Origin of the sequence: Pseudomonas fluorescens (assembly GCF_900636825.1) — a bacterium.
Taxonomy (GTDB): Bacteria; Pseudomonadota; Gammaproteobacteria; order Pseudomonadales; family Pseudomonadaceae; genus Aquipseudomonas; species Aquipseudomonas fluorescens_BG.
In genome coordinates, this window is sequence record NZ_LR134318.1 from 137120 (window position 1) to 149817 (window position 12698).

Genomic DNA, 12698 nt, shown 5'->3' on the forward strand with positions numbered 1-12698 from the left:
TTTCACGCCGTTTGTTCCAGCGTCACCCACCAACGGGTGCGATAGCGCAATCGCACGGGCAGGGTTTGGGGCAGGATTGCCAGCAGCTTGTCAGTGTCCTCCAGACGAAAAACGCCGGAGAGGCGCAGGTCAGCCACTGCGGGAGCACAATTCAAAAAGCCCTGACGATAACGGCCGACCTCAATGAGAAAATCTCCCAAACGCATGTTGCGAGTGACGATCATGCCATCGACCCAGGCACCGGCATCCATGTCCGGAACTGGCGACAGACGAATGCGCTGATGATCGATCAAATAACTTTGCCCCGTGACGGCTTTTATCGATGCCCCGGCGGCGTGAATCGCAACTTGGCCATGGGTGACGTTCAGGCGCGTGCAATCGCTGTCCTGGCGCAGGATGAACCGTGCATCCTGCGGATCGTAAGTGCCGTGGCGACTCTGCACACGCAGTGGCCGCTCGAACGCTGAGCCCTCATCGGCGCCGCCACAACTGACAATGATCTCTCCGCGCGTCAACTTGATCAGCCGCTGCTGTGCGGTGTAATCCAGATCCACTGCGCTGGCGGTATTGAGCTCGATGCGGGTGCCGTCCGGGAGCTGGAAGCCGCGGCGTTCCCCGGTTGCCGTTGCATAGTCGGCGCGCCATTGCTGCCAGGCGGCGGTGTCCCTTGTCATCCACACGGCAGAGCCGATCAGCGCCGCGCCTGACAACAATTTCAATGCCTGTCGCCGACCCAGACCCTGCGCACTGTTCTCCAGCGTGTTGAACGCCACTTGCGTACCGGGCACGGAGCGCAGGTTATGGCTCAGTTCGGCTTGCAGCGACTGCACCCGTTGCCAGGCCAATTCATGTTCATGGTGCTGGGCGCGCCACTGTTCGCACTGGCGACTCAAGCGCGTATTGCCGTGATTGTTGCGCAGGCGCAGCAGCCACTGAATGGCTTGCTTGACGACTTGATGTTGCGGCTCGTTGCGACGTTCGAGCGAGGCGTTATCGACAGGCATCAGTTTTCGTACCGCAGCACATAGCAGTGATACAGCGCATCGGCGACGTAGCGTTCCACCGAGCGCAACGACAAGCCCATGTGTGCGGCGATCTGCTTATGAGTCAAACCTTCGCACTGCGCCAGCAGAAATGCCTGACGGACTTTCGGCCGCAATCCTTCAAGCATGCGCGCGACGCTTTCCAGCAGCTCGATGACCAGCGCGCGGGCTTCGGCACTCGGCGTCTCGGCTTCGGGCAAATGGGCGATGGTTTGCAGGTAGGCGCGTTCAATTTCTTCGCGGCGCCAATGGTCGATCACCAGACCTCGGGCGATGGTGCGCAAGAAAGCACGGGGCGCCTTGAGTTCGAGACGTTCAGTGCGTTGCAATAAACGGACGAAGGTGTCCTGCGCCAAGTCTGCGGCATCCGCGGCGTTGCCCAGCCGTGTGCGCAACCAAGCGTTAAGCCAGCTGTGATGACTGCTGTAAAGCGTGTGGACCGCGAGCTCTGGCGATGACATGAAAGGCAAACGTCACAAATGATAATTAGTCGCATTGTTATCTTGGGTGGCCGATTTTGCAACTGCCGCTCAGTCTTCCGCGATTGAAGCGGCCCGTGCCGATGAGGCGGGACGCGGTTTTGCGGTGATGGCGGACGAGGTGCGCAACCTGGCCCACGCATTCAGGAATCGGCGGAAGAAATCCATAAAATGATCACCTCGCTGCAGGTCGGCAACAGGCCAATCGCCTGAAGCAGTTGGTCGACAGTTTCAAAATCTGATTTTTCAGATTGAAGACCGCGTTATCGTTCAATCGCTGGCAAGCCAGCTCCCACAGGGTCCAAGTCGTTTACCAATTGTGGGTTCGACAGAAATCCTGTGGGAGCTGGCTCGCCAGCGATAGCGGTGGTTCATTCACCACCGAAGCAAGCCTTAAACAAACAGCTTCAAAACATTCCCCATCGCGTCATCCGCAAACCCCTGCACAAAATCCGTGAACCCCGGAAGCGCTTCTTCACCACCCGAAGCCGGTTCGGCGATGATCGTCCACGTCGCTCGGGATTTACCTTCGCCCAGCCCCTCCACATTCATCGCCGCCCACAAATTCGCCACGCCCAAAGTGTTATAGATCGTCGTCCAGGTCATGCTTCGCGCCTGGTTGTCATGCGAGTTGAGTTGTTCAACCACCACGTTGCCGTCCTTGAAAATTTTCTTGCGCAGGGAGGACACGCCTTCGCCGGTCATTTCGATATGCGACAGCGCCGGAATGAAACGTTCGAAGCCGCCGAAGTTGCCGACTATCGCCCAGACCTGCGCCGCGTCCGCCGGCACCTCTACCGAAGACACAACGTGGCAGCCATGGGGATTTTTGATCAGGGTGTCGGGTTGCAAATTGCTCATGGTGATGCTCCTTTTGGTTGATCAGATGAAGTTGATTTCTTTCAGGTAGTCGCAGCCACGGCGCAGCAGCGCTGGAGATTTCTGCGGGTAATGCGCGCCCATCTGTTGCACGCCGGCCTCGGCGTTGGCGTGGCCGATCAGCGAGATGTCGCCGATGTCTTCCTCGAAGCCGTTGAGATAGAAACCGAGCACACCGAACAGCGCGTTATCGGCATCGACACGGTTCAGTTGCTGCTGCCAGTCGGCGACGCTGACCAGCGAGAATTCGCTGCCGGTTTCCCGAAACGACGCGACGTAGGCATCCCAGCTCAAAGGCTCGGGGTTATGCAGGTTGAACACTGCGCGGTCGGGCGCGTAACGACTGGCGTGGAAGGCGATGAAACGGGCGAGGAAGTCCACCGGCATCAAGTCGAAATTCAGCGCGAATGCCGGCACCTGACCGAGCTGGATCGAACCCTTGAGCATCAGCATCAGACGATTTTTGTGCGGCTGACAAACGCCGCTCAGACTGTTGAAACTGATATTGCCGGGCCGATACAGATTGACCCGCACGCCGCGCTCGCGAGCGCGTTCGAGAATGCGCTCGCCAACCCATTTCGACAGGTTGTAGCCGTTGCGAATGTAGATCGGCGGCGTGGCCGCGGCGGGCAGTTCCAGCACCCGGCCGGCGTCATCGACAGTGCTTGAAGCCGACAGCGTCGAGACAAAATTGAAGACCTTTTTGCTCTGTCCTTCGCACAGTTGCAGCAGGGCGAAAATCGGCTCGACGTTATCTGCCGCCAGTGACTCATAATCGAGTACGTGATTGACGTTGGCAGCGTTGTGCACAAGCGCGCCGAACTCGCGATCCAGACGCTGATAGTCGTCGGCGGACAGACCCAGTTGCGGGCGGCTGATATCGGCCGCATAAACCCGCACGCGACTGAGATCCAGATGCTCCAGGCGGTTTTCGCGCAACGCCTGCGCGAACCGTTGCGCCGCCGTTTGCCCGCCGCCGTCACGCACCAGGCACGCCACTTCGCTGGCGCCCCAACCGAGCAGCGCCTCGACAATGTGCACGCCGACGAAACTGTTGGCCCCGGTGACGATGATTTTGTGCACATCACCCATGCGGCTGATCGGCAGCGTTTCGATATCCAGCGGTCGCTCGGCGTCGGCCATGGCTTGGGCGCTGAGTTCTGCGCTGTCATCGGTGCCGCGCACCAGCGTGGCGAGTTTGCTGATCGTCGGCAGTTCGATGAAGCGATTGATCGAAATGCTGCGGCCGAATTCCTCGCGCAAGCGCAGCAACATGCGCGACAGCAAAATCGAATGGCCACCGAGATTGAAGAAGCTCTCGTCGGTAGAAATGTCGCTGCCGGGCAGCTCCAGCAACTCAGCCCAGATTTCCAGCAGCAAGGCTTCATCGGCATTCGTCGGCAAGCATTTCGGGCCGCTCTCCTGCACACTCACCGGCAGTTCCAGCAACGCTTTGCGGTCGACCTTCCCATTGCTGGCGAAGGGCATGCTGGACAGCTCGGTCCACGCCACGGGCTGCATGTAGTCCGGCAAAAACTGCCGGGCGTGAGCCCTCAGGGCATCGCGGGCGGTGTCCGATTGCGGTTGAGCGAGGAATGCCAGAATCCGCCGCTGACTGTCGATCACCACGGCGACCTGACGGTACAACTGGCTCTCGCGCAGGCAACGTTCGATCTCCTCTGGCTCGACCCGAAAGCCACGGATCTTCACTTGGTTATCGCGCCGCCCGCACAGCTCGATGCCGTCCGCGCCCCACTTGGCCATGTCACCGCTGCGGTAGGCGCGCAACGTTTGGCCATCCGGCAAATGCAAGGTCAGATAACGCTCGGCGGTCTGCTGCGGGTTGTTCAGATAACCGAGGCAGACGCCGGGGCCAACGATGAACAACTCGCCGACGGTTTGCTCCGGCACCGGTTGCAAATCGTCATCGAGAATCAGCACCTGGCTGTTGGCAATCGGCGCGCCGAGGCTGCGGTTGCTGTCGCCCGGTTTGAGCTGGCGCGCGGTGATCAGCACTGTGGCTTCGGTCGGGCCATAGAGATTGTGCAGCGTGCCCTGGCGGGTTAATTGCTCGATGACAAACGGCTCGCAGACATCGCCGCCGGTCATCACTTGCACGCCTTCGAGTTGCTCCAGCGGCAGGATGCTCAACAGCGCTGGCGGCAGGAAGGCGTGGGTCAATTGCCGCCGACGAATCAGCGCGACCAATTGCAGCGGATCGCGCCGTTGCGTGTCGTCCGGCACCACCAGTTCGGCGCCTGCCAGCAGAGTCGGGAAGATGTCGATCAGCGAAGAGTCGAAGCTCAGCGAGGAGAACTGCAACACGCGGCTTTCGGCTCGCAATTTCACGTAACCGGCGTACCACGCAGTGAAGTGCGCAAGATTGGCCTGACTTAGCAACACACCTTTGGGATGGCCGGTGGTGCCCGAGGTGTAGAGCGCCATGCACGGGCCCTCCAGTTCGGGGCGCCGGCGCATCAACGGCTGACCGAGATCCGCTCCGGCGCTGTCGATATCACTGACATCGAGACCTGCCATCGTTGTGCTCAGCGGATGCTCGCCGTCGTGCAGCAATAACGAGGCGCCGGCGTTTTGCAAAATGTATTGCTGACGCTGCAGGGGATGACTCGGCTCCAGCGGCAAATACACCGCGCCGCTGCCGAGGATTGCCAGAATCGAGGCAAACATGGCCGGGCTCTTCGCCAGGCAGATACCGACTACCCACGGTCGCGGGTGTTGCTCGAGCAAGGGCAGCAAGCGCTGCTGAATCGCGAGGCTGTGGATGTGCAGTTCGCGGTAGCTGATCGACTGTCCGGCGAGGTGCAGCGCCGTTCGTTCCGCATGGCGAATCAAACTGTGTTGCAGGCGCTCGATGACTGGGACCTGCGCCTGTTCCAGCAGCCCCGCATCAACCGTGTCGTTGCGCTGATGGACATACGCCAGGCTGTCGAGAAATAACAGATTTTCCATCCGCTCGAAATCCGGCGCTTTCAGCAACGCGGCCTGCTGAAGATAGTCCGCATCGCGAGAGAAGCGGCTGACCAGCAAGGCCACCTCGTCAACGATATGCGTCAGTACCCGCTGACGCAGTGCCTGACCGTTGCCGGAAGGTTCATCGCCTATCGGCACACGGCTGATCAGCGACGAGCCGAGGAAGCACAGCAGATCGAGCGTCGGCAAACCCGCCGCGCCTCTGGCACCGACGCCCAGGCGCAGATGCAGGTGCGGGATGGCGCAGCGATCGCCGGCGCCAATGAAGCCATCGTCGATGATCAGATCCACGGTCGATGCGCCCGCAGCGCTACGTTGCAATGAATGACCGTGTTGTTCCAGTTCCTGCGCCAGGTCGGTCATGGCCTGGCTGGCGCCAATCAGCAAAATGTCGAGACGTTTCATGTCGGCCTCCTCATCAAACCAGGTAGTCGCGCAGGGCGCTGTGCACGCAGGGCGTGTCAAGCAGCGAGCTGCTGTGGAAGAACTTGACGATGTTGCCCACCAGCGGGTGATGGCGATTGATCGGGAAGGCCAGCGCGGTGATTTCGTTCCTGAGCGAACGCCGCGTCGATTCGCTGGCCGGCAGCGCATCGATCAGCCGCAGGTCGAAGGCCTTCTGAATGTCGTTGGTCAGGTAATGGCCGATGAACACCGGCAGAATCTGCGCAATGGTTTCGCGATCTGCATCGCTGGCGGTGTGCCAATAAATGCGCACCATCCGCGCCCAGAAACTCGAATGCCGGCCTTCGTCGAGCAAGTGGTCGGCCATCAGGCCCTTGATCGATGGCTTGACCGTGTCGTCCCGGGCAAACGCCGCGACATCGCCGGTCACGGTGTTTTCGGCGATGGCCACGCAGATCAACTCCACGGCGCTACGCAGGTGTTCCGGAGCCAGCGCCACGGCAGCCGGAATCGCTCGGCTCAGCTCGATTTCATCGGGCAACTGGATGGGTTCTATACCGGTCATCGCTACCGTCTGTTGCATGAAATCCATCGCCACCAAGGCGTGGTAATCCTCGTCGACCACCACCGTCATCGCGTCGTAGCGACAGGCAAACGGGAAGGCGACGGCGAAGCGATTCTTGGCGATGCTGCGCGCGGTCTTGTCGACGATCTCGGTCTCGAAAATCACCACGTCGTTGATGAACTTGTACAGCGTCTGCACCAGGGCGAAATCCCGTTGCTGCGGGCATTCGCGCAGGAACGTTTCGCTGAGCACCAGCGGTTGGCGACTGAGTGGATAAATCAGGCGTTCATCGTCCTCAAGCACGCGGCGCGGTCGGGTGCGGATCGTTGCGCGGCTCTCCCACGCGTCGGCGAAAGATTGATAATCGGCGGCATTCATTGCGCCACCTCCGCCAACGGCTCACGCATGCTTTGGCGCAGGCCGTCCCACAGGGCGATGCGGCTCTCTACGGCGGCGATGGCGCTGGCGTAGACTTCGGCCTCACGCTGCGGGTCGCCACCGACCAGTTTCTCCAGCAGACGCTCGGCAGCGGGGCCGTGGTCTTCGGAGTCGACTTCGATGTGCCGCTCCAGGTAATAACGAAAGGTCGGTGCCTGTTCGATACCGATGCCCCAGTCATCGAGAATGCGCTGAAACATCGTCGGGATCACACTCTCGCGACCGTGCAGAAAGGCCGCCGCCACGCTGTGACCCGGCGCATGCAGGGCAACGCGTAACGTGTCACGAACGAACTGCGCCGCCGCCGGCTCGATCTCCACGCTTTGCAGCGCAACGTCGTAGCTCACCCCTTCCTGTTGCAGAGCGACAAAGCGTTCCACCGCGTGGGTGCTGGCGCCGATTTCGCGCATCGCGTCCAGGTACAACTCGAAGTGGCTGTAATGGCCTTCGCCCAAGCGATCGTCCGATTCCTCCCCGAGTACGATTTCATTGATCAGCCGAGCAGCGTGCGGATCACGCGGTGGTAGCCAGGGCAATCGGATACAGGTCAGTTCTTGCTGCAGACGCTTGGTCAGCGACATGAAATCCCACACCGCGAATACGTGGGTTTCCATGAAGCGCTGCAATACGGATAACGAACTGATCTCGGAGAAGATCGGATGAACGCTCAGTTCAGCTTTTTTCAAGGCGAGTTGGTTCTTAATGGGCATCATGATGTCCTTTATCATTGATATTGAATAGAACGGCTAGTTCAGCGGTACGATCGATTTAACGAGGGCGCATATATCCTGGCGAAAAGTGCTAACCCATCTTTGTAGATGTACAACTTGTTTGCTTTACGGCCTGCAGATATACAACGCGGTTCTTGTCCAAGCCTTTTGGCCAAGGGCTGCAGCCAAGATGAGCGGTAAGGTTCAAACTCGGCGAAGAACAGCTAATACAGGGCAACAACAATTAACAAGTTTAATTTCAATTATTTTAAATTGTGTCTTTTTCAAGTATGAGAGTGGCCGATAAAACTTTTTGTTTAAGTTTTATTTGGGCGTAGTTGCTCCTTTCGGCTAATAGCGGCCAAAATTCAAAATAAGAGTGAATGCCTCACTCGCAGCAACTTTCTAATAAATAAGAATTAATAGATTCGAGAGGGCGGAAGTTGGCCGTGACCGGCGCCAGTGACTTCCTTTTTCCCAGTGACAAGGCTCCTTCCGTAGGTTCCTGTTGCGGGGACTGTGCCGGCGGTGCGGCGCGTCGCCCGTTCTTTATTGGGTTGGCGGATCAAGAGTGCGGGTAAATTGCCATCCCGGCTATTACCGATTGGTCATCAGAACTGCAAAATAACCGGCTGACGCGCGTGGGGGGAGGTTAGAGCGCAAACGTCGACTTGCCAGCCATTGGTCGGCAGATCGATGGGGGGATTTGTAAGCGGGTGAGTCGTCGGGCCAGGGGGTGAGCCTGCCCGATGGGAATTTTTCAGCGTTGGGCTTTACGGCTGTGCGCCGATGGACTGGCGAGGTAATGCGTGATGACCTCGACGCCGCGGTTGAGGTGCTTCACCAGCAGTGCCACTGAGCCTTCAACGTCACGTTCGATGGCCGCTTGCAGCATGACGCGGTGATCGTCCTGGGACAGAGTGCCCAGACCCATGGCTTCGAGATTGAAGCGCAGGAAACGTTCCTCCTCGTTCAGTCCGTCCTCTACCAGGCGTAGTAGCCGTTTGTTAGGCGCCTTGCTGTACAGGGCCATGTGGAACAAACGATTGAGCCGGCCGATTTCGGTGTAGTCGCGCTGGTTTTCCAGTTGTTGGATACAACTGGCCGCCTCAGCGTAATCAGCAGCGGTCAGCAACGGAACCGACTGACGCAACGCTTCGGATTCGAGGAGAATGCGCAGTTCGTAAGTTTCGGTGGCATCTCCCTGAATGAGAGGCGCAACCACCGCACCTTTATGCGTGGTCACGCTCAGTAACTCCTGCGCTTCGAGCTGGCGCAGGGCTTCGCGCACGGGCATGCGACTGACGCCGAACAGGTCGGCCAGATCCTGCTGGCGTAATGCCGTGCCACACGGCAGCCGGCCATCGAGGATGGCGGCGCGTAAGGTTTCTTCAATGATCGAACGGGCCAGGTGCGCTGGAATCGGTCCTTCGACTTTAATGCTGTGCAGCGGTTTGGGCTTCTGTGTCACGAATACGCACCCTGTCTGTCGACATATTTGGATCCAAATGACACTAGTGATTGCTCTACAGGTTGTCAAATCGTGTAGAGGATATCTGCAGATAATCACAGTCTAGCGCGGCGACGATGATCTCATGGTGCCATTGTTTTTTGCCGGACTAAGCTTCACCATCAAACGCCTCCCCTTTTGCCCCTGGAAACCTGCTGTGGCGGTACGTTTCGCGATCCCCCGGACACTGCGCTGGCTTGGCTGCGCACTGCTGCTGGCCGGCGTCATGCTGGGCGGTCTGCATGCCGATTGGGATTTTTCCGCGATCAGCCGCAAAGCCACGGCGATCTACGGGCCGCTCGGCGCGGGACAGCAGCGCATCGATGCCTGGCAGAACCTGTTGGCGACGCAGAAACAGGTCAGCGAAATGGACAAACTGAAAGTAGTGAACCTGTTTTTCAACAAACAGGTGCGCTACGTCGAAGACATCGATCTGTGGCGCGAAGTCGATTACTGGGAGACGCCGATCGAAGCGCTGTGGAAGGGCGCTGGCGATTGCGAGGACTATGCAATCGCCAAGTATTTCAGCCTGCGCCATCTCGGGGTGTCCAGTGACAAGCTGCGTATCACCTACGTCAAGGCGCTGCGCCAGAACCGCGCGCACATGGTGCTGACGTACTATGCGACCCCCGATGCCATGCCGCTGGTGCTCGACAGCCTGATCGATCCGATTCAGCCAGCCTCGCAGCGGACCGACTTGCTGCCGGTCTACTCTTTCAATGCTGAAGGTTTGTATCTGCCGGGGGCCAAAGGCAATAAAAAGGTCGGTGACACGAAACGCCTGTCGCGCTGGCAGGATGTACTGAAAAAAATGCAGGCCGAAGGTTTTCCGGTCGAGACGATTAACTAGGAGCACGCGCTCAGATGTCTTTGTTCAAACAGCTGTTGATCGCTATCTGTCTGTTCCTGGTGGTCGCCTTCACCGGCAACTTCATGGTCAGTCTGGAGAGTTCGCGCACCCAGTACGTCAACCAGTTGCGCTCGCACGCCCAGGACGCCGCCACTGCGCTGGCGTTATCGCTGACGCCGAATATCGACGACCCGGCGATGGTTGAGCTGCTGGTCAGTTCGATTTTCGACAGCGGTTACTACGCCAGCATTCGCGTGGTCGACGTGAAGACCGATCAGACCATCGTTGAGCGCTCGGGTGCTCCGTCGGTGAGCAACGTGCCGGACTGGTTCGTCAATCTGATCGGTCTGGAATCGGCCGGTGGCGATGCACTGGTCAGCCGTGGCTGGGAGCAGGCGGCGCGAGTGGAAGTGGTCAGCCATCCGATGTTCGCCGTGGCCAAGCTGTGGCAGAGCGCGTTGGGTAGCCTCGGCTGGTTGCTGATCTGCGGGGCGATCAGTGCGGTGCTCGGCGCGCTGTTACTGCGCCGGCAACTCAAGCCGCTGGATTACATGGTTCAGCAGTCTCACGCCATCGCTCGACGCGAATTTCTCAGCCTGCCGGAGCTACCGCGCACGCCGGAACTGCGCCGCGTGGTGCAGGCGATGAACCAGATGGTCGAGAAGCTCAAGGCGCTGTTTCAGGAGCAAGCAGAACGCAGTGAAAAGCTGCGCACCGAGTCCTATCAGGACAACCTCACGGGGTTGGCCAACCGCCGCTATTTCGAGATGCAGCTGAACAATCGCGTGAGCAACCCGGAGCAGGCCAGCTCCGGTTACCTGCTGTTGCTGCGGGTCAAGGATCTGGCCGGGCTCAACCAGCGCCTCGGTGGTCAGCGTACCGATGAGCTGTTGAAAGCGGTCGGCGAACAGTTGTCTCGCGAATGCGCCAAATACCCGGAAACGCAAAACCTGGTGACGCGTATTCGTGGCGGGGAATTTGCCGTGCTGGCACCGGGGCTGGTGCGAGAGGAAGCGCTGCAACTGGCGCAGAATCTCGACAGTGCGCTGAGCAGCCTGCATGCCACGGGCGCTACCGATGTGCCGGCGGTGGCTTCGATTGGTCTCGCGCCGTTCGCCCATGGTGATTCGCCGCAAGCAGTGTTGACTCTGGGTGATCAGGCGCTGGCGCAGGCCGAAGGGCAGGGCGAGCAGAATTGGGCGTGCATCGATCAGAGCCTGGTGGCGGATGTGGGCGACGATCATCATGCCTGGCATCGGCTGCTGGATCAGGCGTTGAGTCAGCAGCGTTTCGAGTTGTATTTCCAGCCGGTGGTCGCGGCGCAGGACACACAACTGGTGCTGCATTACAAAGTGCTGTCGCGCTTGCTCGACGAGCAAGGCCAGACCATTCCCGCCGGGCGTTTCCTACCGTGGCTTGAGCGCTTCGGCTGGACCGCGCGGCTGGATCGCCTGATGCTCGAGCGGGTGCTGGAGCAGATGAAAGAGCATGAGGATTCGCTGGCGCTGAACCTGTCCTCGGCGACCCTGGCCGATCCATTGGCATTGAACAAAGTCTTCGAGATTTTGCGTGCGCACTCCAACCTCGGCGCGCGTTTGACCCTGGAAATCGGTGAGGAGCAATTACCGGAACAGGCGGTGCTGGAGCAACTGACCCGACGCCTGCGCGAGCTCGGTTTCTCGCTGAGCCTGCAGCGTTTTGGCGGGCGCTTCAGCATGATCGGTAACCTCGCGCGGTTGGGCCTGGCGTACTTGAAAATTGACGGCAGCTACATTCGCGCGATCGACCAGGAGAGCGACAAGCGCCTGTTCATCGAAGCGATCCAGCGCGCCGCGCACAGCATTGATCTGCCGCTGATTGCCGAACGGGTCGAGACGGAAGGGGAGCTGTCGGTGATTCGCGAGATGGGCTTGTATGGGGTGCAGGGGCAGTTGTTCGGTGAGCCGAAGCCTTGGGGGTGAGCCAAGAAGCGCCCTCACCCTAACCCTCTCCCGGAGGGAGAGGGGACTGACCGTGGGATATTTACGAGATACGCCGACGTGAAAGGGCTCCACTGAATCCATAATCGACACGATCTCTCAGGTCGATGGTCAGTGCCAGACACCTCGATCGGCCCCCGTTCCCGGAGGGCGACTGACCGTGGGATATTTACGAGATACGCCGACGTGAAAGAGCTCCACTGAACCCATAACCGACGCGATCTCTCAGGTCGATGGTCAGTGCCAAACACCTCGATCGGCCCCCGTTCCCGGAGGGCGACTGACCGTGGGATATTTACGAGATATGCCGGCGTGAAAGGGCTCCACTGAATCCATAACCGGCGCGATCTCTCAGGTCGATGGTCAGTGCCAAACACCTGGATCGGCCCCCTCTCCCTCCGGGAGAGGGCTGGGGTGAGGGTAAGCTTTTGATCTTGAGAGGATCAGATCAACCCACCCTCATCTTCATCGATCAACTGGCTCAACCCGCCCAGCGCCTCACGTGCCTGGGTCCGGTCCATCAGCTTGGCCTGGGCCGCTGCAGGCAGGTCGGTGACGCGGATTACGCCTTTTTGCGTCAGCACCTGAATCAGGTCGTCGAGAACCCGGATCATCTCAAAGTCGCTCTGCTTGAGCTGTTTGAGGCTGTTTTCCACGGCTTCGTTGGCGTACCACGCCTGAATCTCATGATTGTCGGCGGGCAGCGTTTCCGTGGCCTCGGCATACGCCGCGGCTTCCACGCGAATCAACTGGCCTTGCGCATCGCGTTGCACGTAAAACATTGAGCATCCCTCGGAAATGAACAGCGTCATGCTGTCAGCAGCATAGCCAACTGCGCACAAGTATGCG

At 59.5% G+C, this 12698-nt stretch carries 10 protein-coding genes and 1 pseudogene; 3 read left to right on the plus strand and 8 right to left on the minus strand.

Annotated features, from left to right (window positions below; translation table 11 throughout):
- Window positions 1-2: 2 nt before the first annotated feature.
- On the minus strand, window positions 3-1004 hold the full coding sequence (locus EL257_RS00690) for a FecR domain-containing protein (RefSeq protein ID WP_126358918.1): 1002 nt from the start codon (window positions 1002-1004) through the stop codon (window positions 3-5).
- Entirely contained in the window at window positions 1004-1504 is a 501-nt protein-coding gene (locus EL257_RS00695) for a sigma-70 family RNA polymerase sigma factor (protein ID WP_126358920.1), read from the minus strand. The genes EL257_RS00690 and EL257_RS00695 overlap by 1 nt, the downstream gene beginning before the upstream one ends.
- 67 nt (window positions 1505-1571) lie before the next feature.
- Here EL257_RS00695 and EL257_RS00700 point away from each other — a divergent pair.
- Window positions 1572-1723, plus strand: a pseudogene (locus EL257_RS00700) (methyl-accepting chemotaxis protein); the annotation flags it as partial.
- 192 nt (window positions 1724-1915) lie between these two features.
- Here EL257_RS00700 and EL257_RS00705 read toward each other — a convergent pair.
- The 5 genes from EL257_RS00705 to EL257_RS00725 all read right to left on the minus strand — a co-directional run bounded on the left by EL257_RS00705 (window position 1916) and on the right by EL257_RS00725 (window position 8981).
- Window positions 1916-2383 (minus strand): SRPBCC family protein, encoded by a 468-nt coding sequence (locus EL257_RS00705; RefSeq protein ID WP_126358922.1) that lies wholly within the window; start codon window positions 2381-2383, stop codon window positions 1916-1918.
- 21 nt (window positions 2384-2404) lie between these two features.
- Complete coding sequence (locus tag EL257_RS00710; protein ID WP_126358924.1) at window positions 2405-5797, minus strand: amino acid adenylation domain-containing protein; 3393 nt, start codon at window positions 5795-5797, stop codon at window positions 2405-2407.
- Between the two features lie 13 nt (window positions 5798-5810).
- Window positions 5811-6740 (minus strand): diiron oxygenase, encoded by a 930-nt coding sequence (locus EL257_RS00715; RefSeq protein WP_126358926.1) that lies wholly within the window; start codon window positions 6738-6740, stop codon window positions 5811-5813.
- On the minus strand, window positions 6737-7510 hold the full coding sequence (locus EL257_RS00720) for a DUF3050 domain-containing protein (protein WP_419866588.1): 774 nt from the start codon (window positions 7508-7510) through the stop codon (window positions 6737-6739). The genes EL257_RS00715 and EL257_RS00720 overlap by 4 nt, the downstream gene beginning before the upstream one ends.
- Before the next feature lie 760 nt (window positions 7511-8270).
- On the minus strand, window positions 8271-8981 hold the full coding sequence (locus EL257_RS00725) for a GntR family transcriptional regulator (protein ID WP_126358930.1): 711 nt from the start codon (window positions 8979-8981) through the stop codon (window positions 8271-8273).
- Between the two features lie 196 nt (window positions 8982-9177).
- Here EL257_RS00725 and lapG point away from each other — a divergent pair, with 196 nt between their 5' ends.
- Together lapG and lapD are read left to right on the plus strand one after the other, a co-directional pair.
- Window positions 9178-9870, plus strand: a complete 693-nt coding sequence (gene lapG, locus EL257_RS00730; protein WP_126358932.1) for a cysteine protease LapG — start codon at window positions 9178-9180, stop codon at window positions 9868-9870.
- A gap of 14 nt (window positions 9871-9884) precedes the next feature.
- The gene (lapD, locus tag EL257_RS00735; protein WP_126358934.1) at window positions 9885-11831 is read left to right on the plus strand and encodes a cyclic di-GMP receptor LapD; all 1947 of its coding nucleotides are present in this window, start codon (window positions 9885-9887) and stop codon (window positions 11829-11831) included.
- A 461-nt stretch (window positions 11832-12292) separates the two neighbouring features.
- Here lapD and EL257_RS00740 read toward each other — a convergent pair whose 3' ends face one another.
- Window positions 12293-12631: a hypothetical protein gene (locus tag EL257_RS00740; protein ID WP_016772279.1), complete on the minus strand. Its 339-nt coding sequence runs from the start codon at window positions 12629-12631 to the stop codon at window positions 12293-12295.
- Between the last annotated feature and the right edge of the window lie 67 nt (window positions 12632-12698).

What these genes read in the sequence shown, in the direction of transcription:
- EL257_RS00690 (WP_126358918.1), bottom strand. Translation starts at nt 1,004, where the DNA reads ATGCCTGTCGATAACGCCTCGCTCGAACGTCGCAACGAGCCGCAACAT.
- EL257_RS00740 (WP_016772279.1), bottom strand. Translation starts at nt 12,631, where the DNA reads ATGTTTTACGTGCAACGCGATGCGCAAGGCCAGTTGATTCGCGTGGAA.
- EL257_RS00710 (WP_126358924.1), bottom strand. Translation starts at nt 5,797, where the DNA reads ATGAAACGTCTCGACATTTTGCTGATTGGCGCCAGCCAGGCCATGACC.
- EL257_RS00715 (WP_126358926.1), bottom strand. Translation starts at nt 6,740, where the DNA reads ATGAATGCCGCCGATTATCAATCTTTCGCCGACGCGTGGGAGAGCCGC.
- lapD (WP_126358934.1), top strand. Translation starts at nt 9,885, where the DNA reads ATGTCTTTGTTCAAACAGCTGTTGATCGCTATCTGTCTGTTCCTGGTG.
- EL257_RS00720 (WP_419866588.1), bottom strand. Translation starts at nt 7,510, where the DNA reads ATGCCCATTAAGAACCAACTCGCCTTGAAAAAAGCTGAACTGAGCGTT.
- EL257_RS00695 (WP_126358920.1), bottom strand. Translation starts at nt 1,504, where the DNA reads ATGTCATCGCCAGAGCTCGCGGTCCACACGCTTTACAGCAGTCATCAC.
- EL257_RS00705 (WP_126358922.1), bottom strand. Translation starts at nt 2,383, where the DNA reads ATGAGCAATTTGCAACCCGACACCCTGATCAAAAATCCCCATGGCTGC.